Annotated in this window: 22 protein-coding genes and 2 tRNA genes; 15 read left to right on the top strand and 9 right to left on the bottom strand. The window is 45.3% G+C overall.

Annotated features, from left to right (window positions below; genetic code table 11):
• The first annotated feature begins 74 nt into the window (after positions 1-74).
• Positions 75-545 carry a methylated-DNA--[protein]-cysteine S-methyltransferase gene (locus tag EDC63_RS14180; RefSeq protein ID WP_124944855.1) on the top strand — a complete coding sequence of 157 codons (471 nt, stop codon included), beginning with the start codon at positions 75-77 and terminating at the stop codon, positions 543-545.
• The gene (gene xerD, locus EDC63_RS14175; protein ID WP_124944856.1) at positions 529-1,428 is read left to right on the top strand and encodes a site-specific tyrosine recombinase XerD; all 900 of its coding nucleotides are present in this window, start codon (positions 529-531) and stop codon (positions 1,426-1,428) included. Before EDC63_RS14180 ends, xerD begins: the two co-directional genes overlap by 17 nt.
• On the opposite strand, the gene EDC63_RS14170 is transcribed toward xerD, so the two are convergent.
• Both EDC63_RS14170 and folB read right to left on the bottom strand, forming a co-directional pair.
• On the bottom strand, positions 1,413-2,168 hold the full coding sequence (locus EDC63_RS14170; RefSeq protein WP_223248139.1) for a sulfite exporter TauE/SafE family protein: 756 nt from the start codon (positions 2,166-2,168) through the stop codon (positions 1,413-1,415). The two genes, xerD and EDC63_RS14170, sit on opposite strands and share 16 nt — an antisense overlap.
• Entirely contained in the window at positions 2,165-2,521 is a 357-nt protein-coding gene (gene folB, locus EDC63_RS14165) for a dihydroneopterin aldolase (protein ID WP_124944857.1), read from the bottom strand. Before folB ends, EDC63_RS14170 begins: the two co-directional genes overlap by 4 nt.
• 77 nt (positions 2,522-2,598) lie before the next feature.
• Between folB and plsY the strand changes: the two genes are divergently transcribed.
• Together plsY and EDC63_RS14155 are read left to right on the top strand one after the other, a co-directional pair.
• The gene (gene plsY / locus EDC63_RS14160) at positions 2,599-3,228 is read left to right on the top strand and encodes a glycerol-3-phosphate 1-O-acyltransferase PlsY (protein WP_124944858.1); all 630 of its coding nucleotides are present in this window, start codon (positions 2,599-2,601) and stop codon (positions 3,226-3,228) included.
• A 42-nt stretch (positions 3,229-3,270) separates the two neighbouring features.
• Positions 3,271-4,062 carry a hypothetical protein gene (locus tag EDC63_RS14155; RefSeq protein ID WP_124944859.1) on the top strand — a complete coding sequence of 264 codons (792 nt, stop codon included), beginning with the start codon at positions 3,271-3,273 and terminating at the stop codon, positions 4,060-4,062.
• Between the two features lie 40 nt (positions 4,063-4,102).
• Here the strand turns inward: EDC63_RS14155 and tsaD are convergent, their stop codons facing one another.
• A complete protein-coding gene (tsaD, locus tag EDC63_RS14150; protein WP_124944860.1) occupies positions 4,103-5,131 on the bottom strand; it encodes a tRNA (adenosine(37)-N6)-threonylcarbamoyltransferase complex transferase subunit TsaD in 1,029 nt (342 codons plus the stop codon).
• Between the two features lie 172 nt (positions 5,132-5,303).
• On the opposite strand from tsaD, the gene rpsU reads away from it, so the two are divergent.
• Positions 5,304-5,516 carry a 30S ribosomal protein S21 gene (gene rpsU, locus EDC63_RS14145; protein WP_124944861.1) on the top strand — a complete coding sequence of 71 codons (213 nt, stop codon included), beginning with the start codon at positions 5,304-5,306 and terminating at the stop codon, positions 5,514-5,516.
• A gap of 172 nt (positions 5,517-5,688) precedes the next feature.
• On the opposite strand, the gene EDC63_RS14140 is transcribed toward rpsU, so the two are convergent.
• Both EDC63_RS14140 and EDC63_RS14135 read right to left on the bottom strand, forming a co-directional pair.
• Complete coding sequence (locus EDC63_RS14140; RefSeq protein WP_124944862.1) at positions 5,689-6,546, bottom strand: PhnD/SsuA/transferrin family substrate-binding protein; 858 nt, start codon at positions 6,544-6,546, stop codon at positions 5,689-5,691.
• A gap of 73 nt (positions 6,547-6,619) precedes the next feature.
• Entirely contained in the window at positions 6,620-7,903 is a 1,284-nt protein-coding gene (locus EDC63_RS14135; protein WP_124944863.1) for a sensor domain-containing diguanylate cyclase, read from the bottom strand.
• A 227-nt stretch (positions 7,904-8,130) separates the two neighbouring features.
• On the opposite strand from EDC63_RS14135, the gene EDC63_RS14130 reads away from it, so the two are divergent.
• The 6 genes from EDC63_RS14130 to EDC63_RS14105 all read left to right on the top strand — a co-directional run bounded on the left by EDC63_RS14130 (position 8,131) and on the right by EDC63_RS14105 (position 13,353).
• Positions 8,131-8,574 (top strand): GatB/YqeY domain-containing protein, encoded by a 444-nt coding sequence (locus tag EDC63_RS14130; RefSeq protein ID WP_124944864.1) that lies wholly within the window; start codon positions 8,131-8,133, stop codon positions 8,572-8,574.
• 74 nt (positions 8,575-8,648) lie between these two features.
• Complete coding sequence (gene dnaG / locus EDC63_RS14125; protein WP_124944865.1) at positions 8,649-10,442, top strand: DNA primase; 1,794 nt, start codon at positions 8,649-8,651, stop codon at positions 10,440-10,442.
• A gap of 117 nt (positions 10,443-10,559) precedes the next feature.
• Complete coding sequence (rpoD, locus tag EDC63_RS14120; RefSeq protein ID WP_124944866.1) at positions 10,560-12,497, top strand: RNA polymerase sigma factor RpoD; 1,938 nt, start codon at positions 10,560-10,562, stop codon at positions 12,495-12,497.
• Between the two features lie 44 nt (positions 12,498-12,541).
• A tRNA-Ile gene (locus EDC63_RS14115) sits at positions 12,542-12,618 on the top strand.
• 63 nt (positions 12,619-12,681) lie between these two features.
• A tRNA-Leu gene (locus EDC63_RS14110) sits at positions 12,682-12,766 on the top strand.
• Between the two features lie 71 nt (positions 12,767-12,837).
• Complete coding sequence (locus EDC63_RS14105) at positions 12,838-13,353, top strand: hypothetical protein (protein WP_124944867.1); 516 nt, start codon at positions 12,838-12,840, stop codon at positions 13,351-13,353.
• Between the two features lie 68 nt (positions 13,354-13,421).
• On the opposite strand, the gene EDC63_RS14100 is transcribed toward EDC63_RS14105, so the two are convergent.
• Entirely contained in the window at positions 13,422-14,153 is a 732-nt protein-coding gene (locus EDC63_RS14100; RefSeq protein ID WP_124944868.1) for a hypothetical protein, read from the bottom strand.
• Positions 14,150-14,710 carry an RNA polymerase sigma factor gene (locus EDC63_RS14095; protein WP_124944869.1) on the bottom strand — a complete coding sequence of 187 codons (561 nt, stop codon included), beginning with the start codon at positions 14,708-14,710 and terminating at the stop codon, positions 14,150-14,152. Before EDC63_RS14095 ends, EDC63_RS14100 begins: the two co-directional genes overlap by 4 nt.
• A gap of 90 nt (positions 14,711-14,800) precedes the next feature.
• Here EDC63_RS14095 and EDC63_RS14090 point away from each other — a divergent pair, with 90 nt between their 5' ends.
• Positions 14,801-15,391, top strand: coding sequence for a DsrE family protein (locus EDC63_RS14090; protein ID WP_223248140.1), 591 nt, complete (start codon positions 14,801-14,803; stop codon positions 15,389-15,391).
• An 894-nt stretch (positions 15,392-16,285) separates the two neighbouring features.
• Here the strand turns inward: EDC63_RS14090 and EDC63_RS14085 are convergent.
• Positions 16,286-16,504 (bottom strand): hypothetical protein, encoded by a 219-nt coding sequence (locus EDC63_RS14085; RefSeq protein ID WP_124944870.1) that lies wholly within the window; start codon positions 16,502-16,504, stop codon positions 16,286-16,288.
• A 207-nt stretch (positions 16,505-16,711) separates the two neighbouring features.
• On the opposite strand from EDC63_RS14085, the gene EDC63_RS14080 reads away from it, so the two are divergent.
• On the top strand, positions 16,712-17,374 hold the full coding sequence (locus tag EDC63_RS14080) for a DUF1614 domain-containing protein (RefSeq protein WP_124944871.1): 663 nt from the start codon (positions 16,712-16,714) through the stop codon (positions 17,372-17,374).
• Between the two features lie 26 nt (positions 17,375-17,400).
• Here EDC63_RS14080 and EDC63_RS14075 read toward each other — a convergent pair whose 3' ends face one another.
• Positions 17,401-18,087, bottom strand: a complete 687-nt coding sequence (locus tag EDC63_RS14075; protein ID WP_124944872.1) for an SIMPL domain-containing protein — start codon at positions 18,085-18,087, stop codon at positions 17,401-17,403.
• Positions 18,088-18,215: 128 nt separating this feature from the next.
• Between EDC63_RS14075 and EDC63_RS14070 the strand changes: the two genes are divergently transcribed.
• Together EDC63_RS14070 and EDC63_RS14065 are read left to right on the top strand one after the other, a co-directional pair.
• Complete coding sequence (locus EDC63_RS14070; RefSeq protein WP_124944873.1) at positions 18,216-20,018, top strand: ABCB family ABC transporter ATP-binding protein/permease; 1,803 nt, start codon at positions 18,216-18,218, stop codon at positions 20,016-20,018.
• A gap of 139 nt (positions 20,019-20,157) precedes the next feature.
• Positions 20,158-20,928, top strand: a complete 771-nt coding sequence (locus tag EDC63_RS14065; protein WP_124944874.1) for a hypothetical protein — start codon at positions 20,158-20,160, stop codon at positions 20,926-20,928.
• The last annotated feature ends 229 nt before the right edge of the window (positions 20,929-21,157 follow it).

Below are 21,157 nucleotides of genomic sequence, written 5' to 3'. Positions count from 1 at the left end.
GGGCTAAAGGGCGCAAGGTTAACCTTGCGCCCTTTGTCGTTTTTATCTGCTAACCTGACTGAGGTGCATTTAAGATGAAGACATATCAGGCAAAATTTGTTACTCCTTTTTCCGTACTAGGTATCTTAACGGAAGAAAATACATTGGTTGGCATTGATTTTTTGCCACTCAATACATTGCCGTTAGCACCACAGGACGAAGTTTCAACGGCAGCTTGTGAGCAAATTGCGATTTATCTGCAGGATGCAGGGTATTGCTTTAATTTGCCCATGTCTCTCAGGAACGCCACGCCCCATCGGATGAAAGTGTGGGAGAGTTTGAAAAATATTCCGAGTGGCAGTGTATTGCACTATGGCGAACTGGCTAAAACTTTGCACTCGAGCCCTCGTGCGGTGGGGCAGGCGTGTGGAGCAAATCCAGTTCCCATTATTATCCCTTGTCATCGGGTGCTTGCTAAAAATGGCTTGGGTGGGTTCATGAGTCATAGCGGTGGTGACCCGCTTCAGATTAAAAAATGGCTATTGAGGCATGAAGGTATCCAGTGACGGTTTGCTAGACGAGTTTTGTGATGCGTTGTGGCTGGAAGATGGACTTTCGCGCAACACATTGGAAAGTTATCGTCGTGATTTACGTCAATTGACTATCTGGTTGGCGCAAGAGCGCAATAAAACGTTGCTGGATGTAGAGCATTTTGATTTGCTGGATTATTTATCATATAAAGTGAGTCTTAAAGCACGTCCAAGTAGCACTAGTCGTGTACTTTCGAGTGTTAAACGGTTTTATCAATATCAGTTGCGTCAGGGTAAAATCAGTGTAGATCCCAGTTTGCAGATTGAGTCGCCCAAAATGGTGCGACTGCTGCCTAGAAGCTTGACCGAGACAGATGTTGAAGCTTTGCTGAATGCTCCTGATGTTAATACAGCGCTCGGTTTGCGGGACAGAACCATGCTTGAAACGCTTTATGCTACTGGATTGCGGGTTTCAGAACTGGTTGCGTTGAAAATTTCCGAAGTATCTCTGGATATGGGGGTTGTGCGTATATCGGGAAAGGGAAATAAGGAAAGGCTGGTGCCATTAGGCGAAGAGGCACTGGACTGGATCCGTCGTTTTGCACAGGAAGCGCGGCCTGGATTGTTAAGTGGCAAGCTGCACGATGCGCTTTTTCTGACGCAACGTGGAGAGTCAATGACGCGACAGGCTTTTTGGTATCTGATCAAGCGTTATGTTGCCCAAGCCGGACTGCACGAGACGGTTTCTCCTCATACGCTGCGACATGCATTTGCAACGCATCTCTTGAATCATGGTGCAGATTTGCGCGTAGTGCAGATGTTACTGGGGCATTCCGACATTTCGACTACGCAGATTTACACCCATGTGGCTCGGGAAAGATTGAAGTTGTTGCATGCTGCCCATCATCCCAGAGGGTGAATATGTAATATCCATGCCTTCCAAAGCAGCGATGAACCGCTCACGACAAGTAGCAGGCCGATGAGTTTGAGGATTTGCTGTTGAGAGATACCGATATGCGTTTTGTTCCCAAGATAGAGCCCGATCGCCATAACCGGAATGGCGCTGAGAATGGCCAAGGCAATGTTGGTCTGCAGAAAAAGTCCTGCAATCATAAAAGCCACAACTCTTGCGCCGCCTTCAATCATAAACAAGACTGAAGTAGTTGCGCGCATAACGGATTTATCTTGTAATCGATGGGATAAATAAATAACGTAAGGTGGGCCGCCGGTACCAAATAAAGCGCTGACAGTGCCGCCAGTTAACCCGGCTGGAATACCCCACCAGCGTGAAATAATCTTGCTGCCGTGTATATTCAAGACGTTGCGGATGCCGAATGCCAGTACAAACAACCCTAATCCACCAAGTAATGGTTCCTTGGGGAGGCTGATGAGCAGACTTACACCCAGCACTACGCCGATAAGGCCAACGGGCAGCAGTATTTTCAGTTCATGCCATGAGGCTTGGTTACGCGTGCCTGTACTGAGCACAACGGAACCAATAAAATCCAGAACTAAAACAAATGGGACAACAAATTGCAAAGGAAAAAGGTGTGCAAGTAATGGGACTGCAATTAAGCCTGACCCGAATCCGGTAATGCCGCGAATGAAGTAAGCGGTAAAAATAATCACAAAAGCCGGTGCCAGGGTTTCCCAGTTCAACCTTTAGAGCCTCGTTCAACAACTACACCTAATTGCTTGATTCCGCGGATCAGCCCCAGTTTGGCAACCGAGACTTTTACCCAGGGCGAACCAAATTCATTTATGATTAATTGTGCGACATGTTCGGCTAATGCTTCTACCAGTGAAAATGGCTTGGCCGCTAGCGTTTCCTGAATTCGAGCAACGATTTTTGCATAGTCTATGGTATCCTCCACATTGTCGGTTTCGCAGGCGCGGGAGTTGGGTAAGCCAATTTCCACATCGAGTTGAATGGTTTGCGGTATTTTGCGCTCCCAGTCATAGATGCCGATAATGGTATCAAGTTTGAATTCACGTAAGAAAAGTATATCCATGAGTGTAGTTAGTTGCAGCCCTGCAGTTGTGGCATTTAGCCTTAAAATCAAAAAACAGCCATTGTATGATATTTAATATGACGACGATAGTTTTGCCCTTTTTGGCCTATTTGATTGGTTCTCTTTCATTTGCCATCATTACCAGTAAGCTGTTTGGTCTGCCTGATCCGAGAAGTTTTGGTTCGAAAAATCCCGGTGCAACCAATGTATTGCGCACTGGTAAAAAGCTGGCAGCAGCATTAACCTTGTTTGGTGATGCTGCTAAAGGCTGGGTGGCGGTTGTTTTGGCGCAACATTTTTCATCCATTTATGGATACGGTGATTATGCCATTGCCTCCGTTGCGCTGGCCGTTTTTATTGGCCATATTTACCCGGTGTTTTTCAGCTTTTATGGTGGTAAAGGCGTGGCGACAGCATTAGGAATCTTGCTGGCGTTAAATCCCTGGATGGGATTCGGCGTGTTTGGTACTTGGTTGCTTGCCACGTATATGTGGCGTACGTCCTCGCTTTCTGCTTTGATAGCGGCTGGTCTTGCACCGCTATTTGCACTGACCCTGTTTGGTTTTTCTGTTTACACTGGCACTGTGTTGATTTTGTCACTATTACTATTCTGGCGGCATCAAAGTAATATCAAAAACTTACTGGCGGGTAAAGAAAGTGGTATCGGGAAATGTGCAGACAGGCCTGGAGACATGCCGCCGGAGTAATAAATCGGCGGGGATGGGTTAATTTCATGTTCGGAGGTGAACATGGTGTGGTTTAAAGATGAGATGGATTACGCCCGGGAAAGTCTTCAGCAGACTTCCGAATCGGCAATAGAACGTGCTGGTGATAAGCTGAGCCAGGTAGTGCGCGAAGGGATTACAGGCGCTAGTGGTGAGCTTAAGGATGTTGTTCTGGGGGCGAGTCGTGAAGTTGATGCCAAACTGGATAAAATTTCAACAGAACTCCACAATCAACGCAGTTTTACCAAGTCCGATGTGAAAGAACTGGTAGATTACGCGGCTGATAAGCTGAGCGTGACGATTGACGCTCGTATTCACGTCATGAAAGAAGAGATCACCTCTCTGGTTCAAACAAAAGTCGAATATCTCAAAAAAGAAGTGGATGATTTTTTTGTCCAGCGGCAGCAGGATTTGGCACGTGAGCGACGCAGACTGATTGCCAATGTGCTGATTGCTGTATCGGCTTCTGTCGTGGTAGGTGTGATGTCCTTGATGTACCAGCGTTATGCGCAAGGATCATTAAATCTGTTTGGAATCTTCCGTGTAGTGTTTGCTTCTCTGGCGGGTGGGTATAGCGTTTATATGCTAGTCAAACTGGTGCAACGCTACACGCGAATGTCAGAGCATAAAAAAGATCTCGTTTATCTCAGTATGCGGTACTGGGGAGTGTTGCGCCCAGAAAGTATTTTTTCGCATTTGATGTTGATGTTCTTTCTACTGCTGATGTTCGGGCTGTTGTTTTTTCCAGAACAGTTAGCACGATTCAGTGGGAGCGACACCATAGCCCATTGGGTGAGATTATTGCGGGGAGAGTAGTATTTAAACCTAGCCACATACGCGAATCACCTCATACAGATTATACTTTATCGCTCTCGGGGGTGGTCAGCATTTCCATGTCCCAGCGTGGTTTTACTGTAAAACAGGACTCGCCAGCAGGTGAGTGCTTTAACCGCATGGCACCAGCATAAGCAATCATTGCACCATTGTCGGTGCAAAACTCAAGTTTTGGATAAAATACGGTTACGCCTTTTTTCTGGGTATTCCGCGTGAGTTGTTCGCGTAATTGGCTGTTAGCGCCTACACCCCCAGCCACTACAAGCTGAGTAAGGCCGGTTTTTTCCATTGCGCCCATTGATTTGGTGATCAATACCTCCACCATTGCTTCCTGGAAAGCGAGTGCAATATCTGCTTTGGTCTGGTCATCGAGCGTCTGTTTATTTACCAAGGTCAATACGGCAGTTTTCAAGCCACTGAAGCTAAAATTCAGATCGCCGCTGTGCAGCATGGGGCGCGGCAGTTTAAAGCGCTTTGGCTGGCCTTTATGCGCTATTTCAGAAAGTGCAGGGCCACCGGGATAGCCTAATCCAAGTAGCTTTGCTGTTTTGTCAAAAGCTTCACCTGCAGCGTCATCCATCGTTTCACCCAGCAATTCGTATTGCCCAACGCCAGAAACCTGCATTAATTGGGTGTGGCCTCCAGATACCAGCAGGGCGACAAAAGGAAAAACCGGGGGGGTGTCAGAAATTAAGGGGGAAAGAAGATGGCCCTCCAGGTGGTGTACGCCCAAGGTGGGAATTTTTAATGTAAATGCCAGCGCGCAACCAATGCTCGCGCCAACCAGAAGGGCACCAGCCAACCCCGGCCCTTTAGTATAGGCAATAGCGTCCAGATCTTTAAGCGTTTTTCTTGATTCATCAAGAATTTGCTGAGTTAAAGGTAAAACACGACGAATATGGTCGCGAGAGGCCAGTTCGGGAACCACGCCACCGTATTCTGCATGCATGGCGACCTGAGAATAGATTGCATGGGATAACAAGCCAAGCTCCGTATCATAAAGCGCGATACCGGTTTCATCGCAGGAAGATTCTATTCCAAGTACCAGCATAGTTTATTGAATTCAAAAAACTGACATCTTATCGGGTTTGTTGAAAATCACAAATGACTGAGAGGAATAATGCAGGGGGTTTAGAAAATAAAGTGCATCAGTGCTTTGAAAAAGGGAATTTTGTTGATATAATCCTTGTTTTTTCCGAATTCGATAAAAGGGTTGAGCCTCGATGTCACATGTACGAGTTAAAGAAAACGAACCATTTGAAGTGGCGATGAGGCGTTTCAAGCGTTCTGTTGAAAAGACAGGCTTGTTAACCGAATTACGCGCTCGTGAGTTTTACGAAAAACCAACAGCTGAGCGCAAGCGCAAGCTAGCCGCTGCAGTAAAGCGCCATTACAAGCGCATTCGCAGCCAAATGTTGCCAACCAAGCTTTACTAAGTAAAGTTCTCTGGCAGGTAACAATTTCAAGCCGATTCTTTCATGTGTAGTGATACGCATGTGATGTGTTAGCAAGAAATGAAGAAATTCTGTAAACGGCTTGCCTTTAATTAGGCAGGCCGTTTTGCATTAAAGTCTATTTAATTCGTCGAGTGATTTTGGATGTTGATAGCTATTTTTTGTCTTTAAATGGTGCAATTAATTTTCTAATCACGTTGTAGTCCTGATCTTCCACCAATGTGAATCCGTCATACCCTTGGTCAAGCGCGCGGAGTACTGCCTTGTTGTCAGGCGTGTCGGTATTCAATGCAAGCATTGCGCTTTTGATTTTGGTTATGGCATCAGGTGAAATCTTGTTGCTGACTGCAAAAAGGTAGGAAGCAAGAGGTGGCGAAATATGAATGATGCGCAAACCCAGTGGTTCAAATTTTTCAGCGACTGTGTCTTTTAGAATGCCCGCATCAAAATCGCCATTTAACACGGCTTTGGCAATGTTATCGTAATGCTTCAGATAATCATACGAAGCAAAGTCTTCTAATTTTATTCCGGTTCTCACGACGACCGCTGGTTGAAGTAAAGCATTTTTGTCGCCGAATGCAAATTTTTTCCCTCGCAAATCGCTCATGGATTTAATTGGGCTGTTTTTCCGGACTGCAATGACCAGATTGAATGTGGATTTGCCCCGGGTAAGGGGACTAACAAGCGGCACTGCACCGTATTTGTCATGTGCCTCGATATAAGCGACTGGTGTGAGGTAGGCCATCTGGGTGTGACCCATGCCAATATCTTCAACTGCTGAGGCGAGGTTTGGGGATGCGCGAAATAAAATATTGTAGCCGGTTTGCATGCTGAGGTATTTTGCTAAAGGGGTCATGCGTCTGACCATTTCAGCGGGGACATCCATGGCAACCGAGCCCAGATATAACTCGGGCGGTGCGTTTTCGGCGGCATGCGCCGGGATGGTTATGCTGGTTATAGAGAAGCAGGCGAAAAAACTGACAATAAAGCGCAACCAATCGTATTTTTGCATGGGGTGTCCTTCGCTACATTGTGATATTGATCAGCTGCTAGACTAGCGCGAGGGTAGCCAGTTGTCAAAGCTACTACTCGAAAGGATAAATGACTGCCTGATTTCGTCCCCGTCTTTTTGCTTCATAAAGCGCATTGTCCGTAGCATTATAAAGTGCCTCAATGCTATGGTTATCGGCAGTTATCTGTGCAATGCCAATACTGAGTGTGACGGTGAGTGTAATTCCAGCTTCTGTGAAAGCATGCTCGCGGATGATGCGCAAGAGAAGCTGCGACCAGTTCATTGCATCATCAATTTTTGCACGGTAAAGCAGTATTGCAAACTCATCGCCACCCAAGCGGGCGCACACATCTGTTTCCCGTATTCTGGATTTAAATAGCTTGCCAAGCTCTTTCAATACATAATCTCCTGCGGCATGGCCGTGTGTGTCATTAATTTGCTTAAAGTGATCAATATCAAGCAGAATCATGCAGAGCGGCTCTTTAAAGCGAACGGCACGGGAGAAAGTGGTGGCAAGGTAATCATCAAAGTGCCGTCGGTTTGGCAAGTTTGTCAGACTGTCCGTAATGGCCAGTTGCTCTACCAGCCTTAATGCTTTTTCCAGATCGGCTGTACGGATTTTGAGTTGCTCATTGGTCGCTACCAATGCAGAGTCTGCCAGATTGTATTTATCTTTCAGGCGTTGTTGATATTCATGAACCTGGTTATTCATACTGTTAAAAATGAGCGCTAAATCACCAATTTCATCTTTATTTTTGATCACCAGTTTTTGATGCGAGGATTCACTGGGGTTGTTTAGAATGGTATTCATCAGATCCCGAAAATGGCCAATGGGTTTGACGATAACTCGGGAAGTGACAACAAAGATGAGAATGCTGAGGAAAATGGCGAAAAAAACCTGTTCCAGAATGATGTTGGTGTAAGTTTCGTGGATGGTGGTCTCAAGGCGCTTAAGGGAAATTTTAAGTTCTACGCTTCCTGCCGGTTCGCCCCCAAACTGAATTACCGATTTAAAAAGTAAATCTTTTGAACTCGATGGCGTATAGTCATCGCTTATGCGGCTGACCATGATTTTTCCAGCCTTGTTGCGAACGTCAATCTGCAGAACGTCATCTTGTTTGGCAATACGTTCTGAAAGCGACTCCATATTGCTGTAATCATAACCAATGATCAGATTAGAGAAGGCTTCCGCAATGAGTGTCACGCGTTCATTCCCAGAACGATTCATTTCCAGGATGATTTTCTGTTTGGCCTGATTCAGTCTGAAAACACCAATGATGGTGAAGCCGATGACAATGCCGGTCACCACAATGACCACCAGTTTTCCCCGGAGACCGAAACTGAAATTTTTACTCATTTGTAAGATGAGTTTCAGATAAATTGTTTATGCGCAGCTTCATCAGAAAATAAGATTTTTATTATGGTGCGCTAATTTAAGAAGTGTATTTCCAATTTTATACAGTATGGTGGAAATGCACACGAAAAAACAGGGTGGTTTATAATATTACGAAATTTCGGGATTTTGTGAAATTTCGGGTGCGTAGTGATGAAAAATTCTAATATTTTATTTGATAGGTAGGATGCATGAGCTTAAAACAACAGATTACCGAAGATATGAAAACTGCGATGCGAGCCAAAGATGTTTCCCGTCTTTCGGCTATTCGTATGCTGTTGGCTGCAATCAAGCAACGTGAAGTCGATGAACGGATAGAACTGGATGATGAGCAGATTTTGACCGTAATAGAAAAAATGCTGAAGCAGCGCCGAGATTCCCTTTCTCAATATGAGGCGGCAAACCGACAGGATTTAGCTGATGTTGAAAAGCTGGAAATTACTGTACTTCAAACCTATTTGCCTCAGCCGTTAACCGATGCTGAAGTGGCAGCTTTACTGGATCAGGCCGTTGAAGCAAGTGGTGCTGCAGGCATGAAAGACATGGGTAAGGTCATGGCAATTTTGAAGCCGCAAATTACCGGGCGGGCAGATGCGGCAAAAGTATCTGCACTCGTAAAGGCAAAATTAAGTTGATTTTTTGTGCTGGGCAAGAATTTTTGCGTCTTACTGGTGGCATATGCGGGGTTTGATCTGAACTTCAAAAAACAATGATTCCGCAATCTTTCATTCAGGATTTGTTGAATCGCGTTGATATTGTCGACGTGGTAGAAAGTTATATCCCGCTCAAGAAAGCGGGAGCGAACTTCGCTGCCTGCTGTCCATTTCATGGAGAAAAAACCCCTTCTTTTACCGTCAGCCCCAGTAAGCAGTTTTATCATTGCTTTGGCTGTGGTGCCCACGGAACGGCCATTAGTTTCGTAATGGAATACGCCGGGTTGGGATTTATTGAGGCGGTTAAGGAGCTGGCTGGCAATGTGGGTATGCCGGTCCCGGATGAAAAGGATGACAATTTCAGTAAGAAGGTTCAGCCTGAAACTGAAGATTTGTTCGAGATCATGCGGCAGGCGACGCAATATTATCGCAGTCAACTCAAACAGTCTGAAACAGCCATCGATTACCTGAAAAAGCGGGGGTTGTCTGGTGAGATTGCTGCAAGGTTTGGCATTGGGTATGCGCCAGGTGGCTGGCAAAATCTTACCTCGGTATTTCAGGATTACAACGCAAAGCCATTGGTGCAGTGTGGGCTGGTTATAGAGTCAGAAGAAGGGAAGCGTTACGACCGATTTCGTGATCGCATCATGTTTCCGATTCAGAATCAGCGTGGCATGGTCATCGGTTTTGGTGGTCGCGTGCTAGGCCAGGGTGAGCCGAAATATCTTAATTCGCCTGAAACACCTTTGTTTGAGAAAGGGCTGGAACTATATGGACTTCCTCAGGCGCGCAAGGCAATCCGTGATGCAGGTCGGGTGCTGGTTGTCGAGGGTTATATGGATGTGGTGGCATTGGCGCAGCATGGTGTGGAGTATGCCGTAGCAACGCTTGGTACCGCGACTACGCCGATGCACGTTCAAAAGCTCCTGCGACAAAGTGATAGCGTCATGTTTTGTTTCGATGGGGATGATGCAGGTCGTCGTGCAGCCTGGCGTGCGCTGGAAAATAGCCTGGGATTGATAGTGGATGGTAAAGATCTCAGTTTTTTATTTTTACAGCAGGGTGAAGATCCTGACAGTTACATCAGGCAGGCAGGTAAAGATGGTTTTGAGAAACTCTTGCAACAGGAAGCCTTGCCGCTCTCTGCTTTTTTATTGCGCGAACTGGTTGCAAAAGTGGATATGCAAACCCAGGAAGGGCGAGCGAAGCTATTGGAGCTGGCGCGACCATTACAAGGGCAAATCAGAGCGCCTGTTTTTGGGCTGATGTTACGCAAACGCCTTGCTGAGCTTGCGGGGATTTCTCAGGCAGAGCTGGAAGAAGTGTTTCAGGTTAAATCAGATTCGAAAACGTCAGCACCACAGCAGCAAAGCGCCTCGATGGGTAGTAATGCGCACCGACGCGCTTCAGTTGCACAGCCACAAAAACTTCGCAGAAAAGCGCCTTCATTGCCCAGGCGCATGTTGCAGATGTTGTTGTTTCAGCCGCAACTTGCCGTAGAGGTCCAGGGTAAATTGCCAGTAAGCGATCAAGGTGAGATGGCCGCGCTCGTCATGCTGCTTGAAATTTTGCAGAGCAGCCCTCATGTTAATTCTACGGCCGCTGTGATGGAGCAATTTCGTAGCGGCACTTATGCGTCATTGCTGGGGGAAATTGCGGGAGAAGTGCTGGATCAGGGGAGTTTTGACGTGGATGAGCTCAAGGCGGAATTCAGTGATGGTATGACCCAGTTGCGGACAATGGAACGTAATAAGAGATTAGATGTCCTACGGGTGAAAGCAAGTTCACAAGGATTGAGTTCAGAAGAAAAACGGGAGTTTCAGGAGTTAGCTCAGCGGCTGACTTTGTAGGTTGATTGCCCCGGACGCGGCATAAAATAAGCTATTGCTAATAGATATGCAATGGTTTGAAATTCATGTATAATTGTTCGATTTTTCAACGCAAAAAATGCTAGCGAGAATTAGGTAATGGCGACGGAAAAAACACAGTCGAGTGCGCTTGCGCAAGCGGCCAACTCACAAAATGATAAATCAGAAGTTAAGCCTACGGATGCCGAAGAACGGCGCATGCGCTTAAAAAACCTGATTGTGCTGGGTAAGGAACGTAGTTATCTGACCTACGCCGAAATCAATGATCATCTGCCTGACGATATGCTCGATGCTGAGCAAATTGAAGGGATCATCAGCATGATCAATGATATGGGTATTTCAGTCTACGATGAAGCCCCGGATGCAGAAGCATTGTTGATGTCGGACGCGGCACCTTCGGTAACAGATGAAGATGTTGTGGAAGAAGCCGAAGCAGCCCTTAGTACTGTAGATTCGGATTTCGGTCGTACGACAGACCCTGTACGTATGTATATGCGTGAAATGGGCTCGGTTGAGTTGTTGACCCGCGAAGGCGAAATCGAAATTGCCAAACGTATTGAAGATGGCCTGAAGCACATGATTCAGGCTATTTCAGCGTGTCCGACGACTATTCTTGAAATTTTAAGCCTGGTGCAGCAAGTTGAGCGCGATGAAATGCGCATTGATGAGCTGGTTGATGGTTTGATGACCCATAGTGGTGAAGATGAAATAATCGTAGGCGTCGCTGAGACGTCTGTTGAAGAAACCGACGAAGAAGAAAACGAAGACGATGATGGTGATGAGGAAGAAGAAGGCGCCGCTGCAGCAGCAGCCAATCTTGCTCAGCTGAAAGTAGACGCGATGGAGCGTTTTAACGTGATCAGCACAGCATTTGCCGGTTTGATTAAAGTGCTGCCTAAGAAAGGCCCGCATAGTAAAGAATACCTCGCGTTTCAGGAGCAGATTTCAAATGAATTGCTGGGGATACGTTTTTCAGCAAAACAAGTTGAAAAATTATGCGACAGCCTTCGTTCATTGGTCGAAAATGTCCGTACGCGTGAACGCGAAATTATGGAAATGTGCGTAAATAAGGCAGGCATGCCGCGCAAACATTTCATCAAAGTATTTCCGGGTAACGAAGAAAATCTTGACTGGCTGCCGAATGAAGCCAAGGCCAAGAAACCTTATGCTGAAGCATTGCTGCGCTACGAGCCAGCGATTGTTGAACAACAGCAAAAGCTGGTTGAGCTGCGCGAGCATGTCGGGATCCCGATCAAGGACCTGAAAGAAATCAATCGTCAGATGTCTACCGGCGAAGCAAAAGCACGACGCGCAAAACGCGAGATGATTGAAGCTAACTTGCGTCTGGTGATATCGATTGCCAAAAAATATACCAATCGTGGCTTGCAGTTCCTGGATTTGATTCAGGAAGGTAATATTGGTCTGATGAAAGCGGTAGATAAATTTGAATACCGTCGGGGCTACAAATTTTCTACCTATGCAACATGGTGGATTCGTCAGGCTATTACCCGCTCTATTGCAGATCAGGCAAGAACCATCCGGATTCCGGTGCACATGATCGAAACCATCAACAAGATGAATCGCATCTCACGCCAGATCTTGCAGGAAACAGGATTAGAGCCTGATCCAGCCGAACTGGCAGAAAAAATGGAAATGCCTGAGGAAAAAATTCGTAAAATCCTCAAGATTTCCAAAGAACCAATTTCGATGGAAACACCGATTGGTGACGATGAAGACTCTCATCTGGGAGACTTTATCGAAGACTCAGCTACCTTGGCTCCGATTGAAGCGGCTGTATATGCCAGCCTTCAGGATGCAACCAAGGATGTGCTGGATTCACTGACGCCGCGTGAAGCAAAAGTATTGCGTATGCGTTTTGGTATCGAGATGAACACGGATCACACGCTGGAAGAAGTAGGCAAGCAGTTTGATGTCACCCGCGAGCGTATTCGTCAAATCGAAGCTAAGGCATTGCGTAAGTTACGTCACCCTTCTCGTTCAGAAAGGCTGAAAAGCTTTCTTGACACGGAAACGTAATCCAAGTCTAATACTGGCCTGGCCTCAGGGCTAGATTCAAGTTTGGGCCCGTAGCTCAGTTGGTTAGAGCAGAGGACTCATAATCCTTTGGTCCACGGTTCAAGTCCGTGCGGGCCCACCATAATAGGGCGTCAGGTAAAACCTGAGGCTTTTGAGACTTACCAGGTTGATCCTGGGTTGTATTGCGAAAGTGGCGGAATTGGTAGACGCACTGGATTTAGGTTCCAGCGCCGTAAGGTGTGGGGGTTCGAGTCCCCCCTTTCGCACCAAATAATAAAGAGGTTAGCTTTACAGCTAACCTCTTTTGTTTTTAGCGGTTATATTTTCGAGAAATAGTGCCATGATTGAACAACATCTCTGTATTAAACATGAAGGAAGTGAATTCTGGAACGCAACCATCTGGTTTCCGGTTCGGGAGGGGCATGTTTATGGTTACTTTATTGATGCAACGGATACACAGTTCATCTGGGAAGTGAAAGATGGGGTCAAGCGCATCAGCGATGGGTTGATTGCTGAGTGGCACCTCCAGGATGGTAAATTTGTCGACGCAAAAGGTTCTCAGACATCATCAGGCGAAAGCAACGTGACTATGGATGGGGAGTTATTTGGCCAAGTAGAGCAAGCGGCGGCTAATATGATTAACCAGTATTTGTGGCATGACTCAGTCGAAGAGTCATTTGAACTATACAGCCCCTATTTTTACGAAAACGGGCTGGAAATGATGGCCGTTAATTTTAAACCAGAAGAATGTGAAGAATTATTCCGTCATTCAGACGGCTTTGTAATTTGCGATGAAGAAATTGATGAATTGCACGATGATCTGAATGAAATGTTCGGTTGGTTATACGCAGAGTAATCGAAGGAAGCAGCATACAAGCAGGCTCGGACTTTCTCGCCTGTATTTTTTGCTTGATTGATCTAACGCTATACCTTTATGTAGTCCCATCCCTGTTGTACGCGTTTAGTGATTTGATCGACAGCTGATGGCGCAATGCCAGTGTGCGGCAAGAGCTTTACCCTTACACCGCTTTCTTCAAGTTTGTTCAACGTTTGCTGGCATGCCACAAGTGCCAGATTAGGGTATTTTTCCTGCAATTGTGCAATGCGCAGGCTATAAGGAGATGTGCTGCTGCGGAGCAAATTTATTCCTCTGCCGTTTGCTACTATTTCAACTTCGAGTTCCTGATTGTTCTGACGATACGAGTTCAGTAAATTTTCTGTTTCATCCAATGCTGTTTTCAATCTGACTGGATTGGAGGTGCCAACGTGAACAATAATTTTTTTAGGCTCCATCCCGGGATTATTACGCTGGGTTGCCTGAAGCATGTTAATCATGGTGCGATCGCTGTCTGGGCTCGTCCAGGCGTGGGTAAGCCAGCCCGATGTGCCACCTATGAATAGCAGCAGGCCAGCAGCCAGAACTTGGAAAAACGGGGGCCATGAAGGGACGCCTTTTGCGGGTGCTCTCCTGACTGAAGGTGGGTCCTGGTAGGCATGCTGCATCACCTCTTTTAAGCCGCGAAGATCGCATGCCCGCTCTTTCAGAAGAGGGTCTTGTTCGATCAGGTCAAATGCTTGACCTTTTTCTTCAGACTCCAGTTGATCATCCACAAAAGCATTCAGGAATTCATCTGAAATGGGTTGAATGGGCTTCATTTAATTCTCCGGATTTTGTTGGCTTGCTCAGGTTGAAGCGGAGCAAGCTCTTGCAAGTGCGCTTTCAGGGATTTACGCGCCCTGCATAGGCGGCTCATGACGGTACCAATGGGTATGTCCAGAATGGCAGCTACTTCTACATAGGAAAACTCTTCTAAATCCACCAGCGTTAATACTTGACGCTGCCCCAGCGGGAGTTTTTCGACGGCAGCACGCACGCGTGTCACAGTTTGCGTCTGGCTGCTTATATGCTCGGGGGTGGTTTCATGGCTGCATTGAAAGTCTTCAATATCTTCAATATTGTCAGTTTCCCTCAACTGGCGGAAATGATCACGCCAGCAATTCGTCATAATGCTGAAAAGCCAGGCATTTAATTGCGCCATGTCGCGTAATTTTCCGGCATTTTTGAGTGCCTTGGCTAATGTTTCCTGTACGATGTCATCAGCCAGCATCGGATCGTGACTCCATGCGTATGCGACGCGATACAGTCGTGTTCGGCTTGCTTCCAATTGATTGTTGAAAGCTTTGGAACGGCTGAAGAGAGAAAGAATTTTCATCGCATGTTGAAGTGGAAATAAATTAAAGAAGTATCGGTATTAAATTAGACGTACTAACCTACTGATTTATTCCATTAAATAAAATATATTTTGAAATTAAAAAATAAATGGAATAAAGTAGAGCAGTATTACGTCTTAGTAAGTAGTGGTACAAAATATCACAAATACAACATAACTATATTGGAGGTTTTAAATATGACACAAATGAACCGTTTAAACTTTTTCTTCGCAACTTTAATGGCTGTGTTTCTTTCAATGTCTTTTTTTGCTGGGCAAGCGGTTGCATCCAGTAAAAGCAAAGCAAAGGCAGAAGCTAAAGTTGAAGCTCCTGCTCCAGCTTCCGTTGATAAGGTGGTTTTTCAGGTGAGTGAAGCCGATCCAAAAAACTGGAATCTTGCGCTTAACAATGCGAAAAATGTACGACAAGAACTGGGCGCGAAAGCAGAGCTTGAAATTGTCGTTTATGGTCCTGGCATTAGTATGCTTAAAATAGACTCACCTGTAGCAAGCCGTATTGATGAGGCGCTGGCATCTGGCGTTAAAGTAGTTGCTTGTGAAAATACCATGAAAGGTCAGAAGCTGACCAAAGATGATATGTTGCCTACAATTGGCTACGTTCCTGCCGGTGTTGTTGAACTGATGAAGAAGCAGCGCGAAGGCTATGCTTACATTCGTCCATAATTAAAAAGTATTGAACAGAAGCAGTCATGCATTGTCTGGCAATGTGGTGTGATTGGCGTTTGAGTTTTTCAGCACACTAATTTATTAGGTGATGAGTGAGAAAAAGAGATCTGTAGTTTAGGTCTCTTTTTTTTCGGTTATTGGTATGATCAGGTCCATTGTCCTGCAACATAATTCACTTTGAATGAAGCAATATGCGCACTATATGACTCCCTCAATAAAATTGATGTTCAGACAGGAATGAGCACACTAATCCAAAAGCCATTGACGCTGCTTGTGAAGGTTCACTTCCAGATGCAAGAAAGTCAGGCTGTAAAGGGCTAAGCGATTAGTTTTAGCACTAAAAAAACTAAAAGCTGTCTTACCATGTTTGAACTGCAACGTAAATCTGTCAGATAACTTGAATAGCATCGCCGTTTAGTCCTGAAGATATTTTGGGTATATCTTTGAATATGCAAATTCCATGCCAGGAAAAGTGCGCTGGATATAAAAGTGGTAGCTACTGTGAAAAGGTTGAATTGAAGCAAAATGATTATATTGCTGTGTTGAAATTGCCTCAGTGGTGGCAATTTTCTGACAGTACAGGGGGTGGGGTAAGCGGTTTGTTATGCACCGTCTAAAAGCCGTTTAAAATGACTTTGGTTAAATAGATGCTGTATTGTTGGTATTTTTTATATCTATATGATTTAAAAGTATATTTTATTTGGTTAAATAATGGGCAACTTGAAAAAAACCTATTTCTTACAATCAGGTTACAGTAGTATTAATGTGTTGTTCACAGAGTTATCCACAGAATTTGTGGAGAGAATTAAATATTGCTATTTGACAGTGTGTTACCGAATTTTTGTTGAAACTGGGTTAAGAATGTTCGCTAACTGATACCATTTTAAAGTGTCAGCAAACCATCCCTGTTTCAACTTCCATCAAATTGAAAGGGCAGGTAGCGCGACATGGCTGGATATCACAGTCTAATTCACGCAAATCCAGTGATGTCGGAAGGCGGTAGAGCTTTCGATGGTCTTTGCATATAGGATAGTTGGTGTTTTCGCATGCCTGTATTTGCACGAGTACGTCACGGGTTGCAGCAAAAAAATGATCTACGGTATAAGTCATTGAGCAATTCCTTTCAGTTTCTGATACCAAAAGGTAGAGCAATTCGCGTGCCAGTTTTTTGGGGTAGGAATTTTACTTTTTACTCGCGGGGTGATTTCTCGTAATGATAAATTTCGCGTCATTCAATCATTGCAATTTCCGTCAGTTATCATGCGGATTTTTGTTTCGGGTTTATATTCCTGAAAATGCTGGTCAGGTGGATTAGCTATGCCAAAGTTACCGCCTAGAATGATATTGTTATTTGCGCTGCTGGCCTTTCTGGTTACTTTTGTTCAGCTGAACATAATCACTATTGCCTTTGATAAGCTGGGCCTGTCATCGCACTCAGCGTATTTATTATTTATGGTTACCCTGCTGGGCAGCTTTGTTAATTTACCTCTTTTAACAGTGAAGAACGAAGCGGTTAACCCGGAGCTGTTACTCAAGCAGTTTCGACAATTATTCAGACAGGCCAATAGGGTGTATGAAGGCAAAACCGTGGTGGTTTTGAATGTAGGCGGCGGTTTGGTTCCCATGATGTTTTCCGGGTACCTGTTGGTGCACAATCCCATCAGCTTATATCCGCTTATTATTGCTACTGCTGGTGTGACGGCGATCAGTTACTTATTCAGCAGACCACTGCCTGGGATAGGTATTGGCATGCCGATTTTTGTTGCACCGGTAACCGCTGCGTTTCTAGCGGTGGCATTAAGCGCAGATCAAAGTGCCCCCTTGGCCTATATTGCTGGAACCATGGGGGTATTAATTGGGGCTGATTTGCTGCGTTTAAAAGAAATAAAAAAAATGGGAACCCCTGTTGCATCAATAGGTGGCGCGGGTACGTTTGATGGAATATTTTTGACGGGAATCGTGGCGGTACTCCTGACCTGAGCTTTTCTTGATATGGAGCAGAGGGTTTACTCGATCACAATCGAACCCGCAGCGTTAATTGTCAGCGTGCTTGTACCGGGTTCTACAGCAGGAGAGACAGATGCCTCATGCATCGAAGCCGACAGGCTGCGTACGGCCATTTCCGGGCGAAAGGTGCTTTCCCCGCTGCTGATGTTACATTCTTTGATTTTGTAAGTTTTCGCATTGAAACTGGTGCTGATTAACATCGCGCGCTGTTTAAATGCAGTGATAGCCTCTGTGATCAGCTCGTTTTCAATTTTCCGTCTTGCTTCGGGAGAGACCGAGAAGGTCATCCGGGAAAGCTGCATGCTGTCCTGCAGTTTACCAATCAGAGTGGTGACATCTTCGGTATTGGTACTTTCTAATTTGAGTTCGTTTCTGGCACGCCATTGGATCAGTTTGTTCTTATCATATACCGGGTAAGTCTGATAATCGCCTGATCTGAGTTTGACGGATTTGTAGGTTTGCGCAATTTTTAGCGCTCGCCCCATCGCTTCGTTAACAGAATTCGCTAATTTTTTTGGATCGTTGTCGGTCATTTCAATCGTTAATACAGCATTGACGATATCATTGGAAACTTCCCTGCTTGCCTGAGCCTGAAAGTTCACTACATTGAAGAGTGTTTCAGCAGGGGTAGCTGCAAACAGGGCTGGGGAAAATAAAAGACAAGCCAGTACGTATAATTTTTTCATCAGTTGAATCCGGGTTTTTGAGGGGAGGTTACATTTAATCCGGGCACGAATATCTGCAGCAAAGGTAGTGCTCAGCTTCAATATAGCCGATAATCTCACAAAACTAAATAAGCGTTTAAAGAAGATCTATGCGAGTTAAACATTCCGGGCCACCCCCTAAAAACCGAAATGACTGGAAAACCATCCGCTCACTATTCCCGTATTTGCTGGAATTCAAAGGGCGGGTTGTACTGGCATTGGTGCTTCTGGTTGCAGCTAAAGTCGCCAATGTGACCGTACCCCTGTTTTTAAAAGAAGTGGTAGATTCGCTGAATCATCCTCAAACCGTTTTGGTACTGCCAGTCGCATTGTTACTGGGTTATGGTGCAATGCGGTTTGCCAGCACGGCTTTTGGGGAATTAAGAGATGCGGTTTTTGCCAAGGTAACGCAACGCGCTATCCGGCGAGTGGCATTGAAAGTGTTTGGTCATTTGCATCAACTGGCTCTGCGCTTCCATCTTGAGCGTCAGACAGGTGGGGTATCCCGTGATATTGAACGGGGTACACGCGGGATCAGCTTTTTGCTGAATTTCATGTTGTTCAATATCTTGCCCACACTCATAGAGATTGCGCTGGTTGCAGGCATTTTGCTGAAAAAATACGACATCATGTTTTCGGTGGTGATTTTTGTCAGCCTGATTGTCTACATCGCTTTCACTCTGGTCATTACCGAATGGCGCATGATTTTCCGGCGCACCATGAATGACATGGATTCCAAGGCAAATACCCGAGCCATCGATAGCTTGCTGAATTATGAAACCGTTAAGTATTTTGGTAATGAAGAATATGAAGCGCGCCGCTACGATGACAATCTTAAAGTGTGGGAAACCGCAGCGGTAAAAAATCAGACTTCCCTGGCTGCGCTGAACACAGGGCAAAGTGTGATTATTGCCATCGGGGTTACAGTCCTGATGATGCTGGCCGGGAATGGTGTGGTAAAAGGCACCATGACCCTGGGTGATCTGGTGTTGGTGAATGCTTACATGCTGCAGTTATATATACCGCTGCATTTTTTGGGATTCATCTATCGGGAGATACGGCATTCTCTTGCCGATATGGAAAAAATGTTCACTTTGCTGGAAGTGAATACCGAAGTGTCAGACAAGCCGAATGCGCCGGAGTTAGTGGTTAAAAATAGTGCAGTGCGTTTCGATCACGTGAGTTTTGGTTACGATGCCAACCGCCAGATTCTGTTTGATGTCAGTTTTGATATTCCTCCCGGGCATACTGTTGCGGTAGTGGGGTCAAGCGGCGCAGGTAAATCGACCTTGTCTCGTTTGCTGTTCCGTTTTTATGACGTGAATCAGGGAAAGGTCATGATTGATGGCCAGGATATTCGCGATGTCACGCAAAAAAGCATGCGCGCCTCTATCGGTATCGTCCCTCAGGATACGGTGTTGTTCAATGACAGCATTTATTACAACATTGCTTATGGTCGCCCTGATGCCACCGAAGAAGAAATTTATCAGGCGGCAAAATATGCGCATATCCATGGGTTTATAGAAACCTTGCCGGATAAATATGAAACCATCGTAGGCGAACGTGGGCTAAAACTTTCAGGGGGAGAGAAACAACGCGTGGCCATTGCGCGAACCATTCTCAAAAATCCGCCTATCCTGATATTTGATGAAGCCACTTCCGCGCTGGATTCAAAATCGGAAAAAGCAATTCAGGCCGAACTGAAGCTCATTGCACAAAACAGAACCACGCTGGTGATCGCGCACCGTCTTTCAACGGTGGTGGATGCCAATCAAATACTGGTGATGGATCATGGCCGGATTATCGAGCGTGGCACACACAGAGAACTGCTGGATAAGGGGGAAACCTATGCGCAGATGTGGGCATTGCAGCAGCAGGAAGAAGAAATAAAAAAACCGTTGTATGCTTCTTGAATGGTCTGAAGGAAAAAAATGAATTGGGCATTGAGGTGCTGAAAAGATATGAGCAGGCTGGCATTTAGGTCAAAACTGTGCCAAGAAATAGGATTAAAAGCGTTTTTTACTAGAACTTAACGTTAGATCAAGGATATCTATGAAAGCCAGCTTATTTACGTTGTTGGTATTTTTTCTAAATGGGCCAGTGGTTGCTGATAGCCCTTCTGTATCAGTAAAGCAGATTGGGGCCTTATTCCTTGAGGCACCCCCAGGAAGAGAAAAAAATCTCATTCCAATGGGTGCTTTTGGAGCGCAAGAAAAAGTTGAAACCCATGCCGTCATTATTTTCGAAAATCGGCTAATAGCAGATATTCCCACTTTCGGTGACGACTCAAAAGTGAGTGCGTTTGCAATTTTACCTAACAAGACCCAAGTGTCTTTGGGTACTGCGAGCACATCAAGCTTTCGAAAAATCAGTGAAGACGGTAAGAAAACCCTAGTCTCAATTTCTGTCTCTCGCTTACCGGATAGCTTTGTTTCAGGGGTGCTATTTAAAGGTTTCATAAAACTACCCGTTGCAAGCGCCATTAAACGAAACAGCGCCGCTTTTCAACCAAAGGTAGGTAAGGGAATTGATGTCGGTCTTGGAAATATTCTCATTTCCAAAATTGAGTCCGATTCCATGACTTTGAGTGGTGATGACAGGCTAACAAGAGTTGCCACAATTAAAATCATTAAGACTGATGGCACCATTATAGTGGGGGAACGTGGCGGCTATTCAAGACGGGGCGGAACAGAAGGAACTGTAGTTGAATCACAATGGCGATTTAACTCACCAATTATTCCTGGAAAAATTGAGGTTGCTACATATAATGATCTCGCCATAATTGAAGTGCCAATTAACTTGATGGTCACTAAGCCATACTAAGTGTTGTACGAATATCACTGTGGGCAGAATAAATTTACCTGTTCGTTTAGTTGGGCATATAAACCAAACAATTGACCCTGTTTGCATTACGACCTCACATATTACGACTGTGTTTACGTTGGGCTTCATTTCTTCAGCCCAACCTTGTATTATTCCTTTGTATCAAATTTGACGGTATTGTGTAAAAGCACGAACTATCAAAAAAAGTGCAGTAAGTCTTGAGGGGCAC

This window comes from Sulfurirhabdus autotrophica, from assembly GCF_004346685.1.
Lineage (GTDB): Bacteria > Pseudomonadota > Gammaproteobacteria > Burkholderiales > SMCO01 > Sulfurirhabdus > Sulfurirhabdus autotrophica.
The sequence above is the reverse complement of the archived record's forward strand: the minus strand, read 5'-3'. Positions and strand labels throughout refer to the sequence as shown.

Bases quoted from the DNA above. Each gene is read 5' to 3' on its own strand.
- EDC63_RS14180 (WP_124944855.1), top strand. From the start codon at position 75: ATGAAGACATATCAGGCAAAATTTGTTACTCCTTTTTCCGTACTAGGT.
- xerD (WP_124944856.1), top strand. From the start codon at position 529: ATGAAGGTATCCAGTGACGGTTTGCTAGACGAGTTTTGTGATGCGTTG.
- folB (WP_124944857.1), bottom strand. From the start codon at position 2,521: ATGGATATACTTTTCTTACGTGAATTCAAACTTGATACCATTATCGGC.
- plsY (WP_124944858.1), top strand. From the start codon at position 2,599: ATGACGACGATAGTTTTGCCCTTTTTGGCCTATTTGATTGGTTCTCTT.
- EDC63_RS14155 (WP_124944859.1), top strand. From the start codon at position 3,271: ATGGTGTGGTTTAAAGATGAGATGGATTACGCCCGGGAAAGTCTTCAG.
- tsaD (WP_124944860.1), bottom strand. From the start codon at position 5,131: ATGCTGGTACTTGGAATAGAATCTTCCTGCGATGAAACCGGTATCGCG.
- rpsU (WP_124944861.1), top strand. From the start codon at position 5,304: ATGTCACATGTACGAGTTAAAGAAAACGAACCATTTGAAGTGGCGATG.
- EDC63_RS14140 (WP_124944862.1), bottom strand. From the start codon at position 6,546: ATGCAAAAATACGATTGGTTGCGCTTTATTGTCAGTTTTTTCGCCTGC.
- EDC63_RS14135 (WP_124944863.1), bottom strand. From the start codon at position 7,903: ATGAGTAAAAATTTCAGTTTCGGTCTCCGGGGAAAACTGGTGGTCATT.
- EDC63_RS14130 (WP_124944864.1), top strand. From the start codon at position 8,131: ATGAGCTTAAAACAACAGATTACCGAAGATATGAAAACTGCGATGCGA.
- dnaG (WP_124944865.1), top strand. From the start codon at position 8,649: ATGATTCCGCAATCTTTCATTCAGGATTTGTTGAATCGCGTTGATATT.
- rpoD (WP_124944866.1), top strand. From the start codon at position 10,560: ATGGCGACGGAAAAAACACAGTCGAGTGCGCTTGCGCAAGCGGCCAAC.
- EDC63_RS14105 (WP_124944867.1), top strand. From the start codon at position 12,838: ATGATTGAACAACATCTCTGTATTAAACATGAAGGAAGTGAATTCTGG.
- EDC63_RS14100 (WP_124944868.1), bottom strand. From the start codon at position 14,153: ATGAAGCCCATTCAACCCATTTCAGATGAATTCCTGAATGCTTTTGTG.
- EDC63_RS14095 (WP_124944869.1), bottom strand. From the start codon at position 14,710: ATGAAAATTCTTTCTCTCTTCAGCCGTTCCAAAGCTTTCAACAATCAA.
- EDC63_RS14085 (WP_124944870.1), bottom strand. From the start codon at position 16,504: ATGACTTATACCGTAGATCATTTTTTTGCTGCAACCCGTGACGTACTC.
- EDC63_RS14080 (WP_124944871.1), top strand. From the start codon at position 16,712: ATGCCAAAGTTACCGCCTAGAATGATATTGTTATTTGCGCTGCTGGCC.
- EDC63_RS14075 (WP_124944872.1), bottom strand. From the start codon at position 18,087: ATGAAAAAATTATACGTACTGGCTTGTCTTTTATTTTCCCCAGCCCTG.
- EDC63_RS14070 (WP_124944873.1), top strand. From the start codon at position 18,216: ATGCGAGTTAAACATTCCGGGCCACCCCCTAAAAACCGAAATGACTGG.
- EDC63_RS14065 (WP_124944874.1), top strand. From the start codon at position 20,158: ATGAAAGCCAGCTTATTTACGTTGTTGGTATTTTTTCTAAATGGGCCA.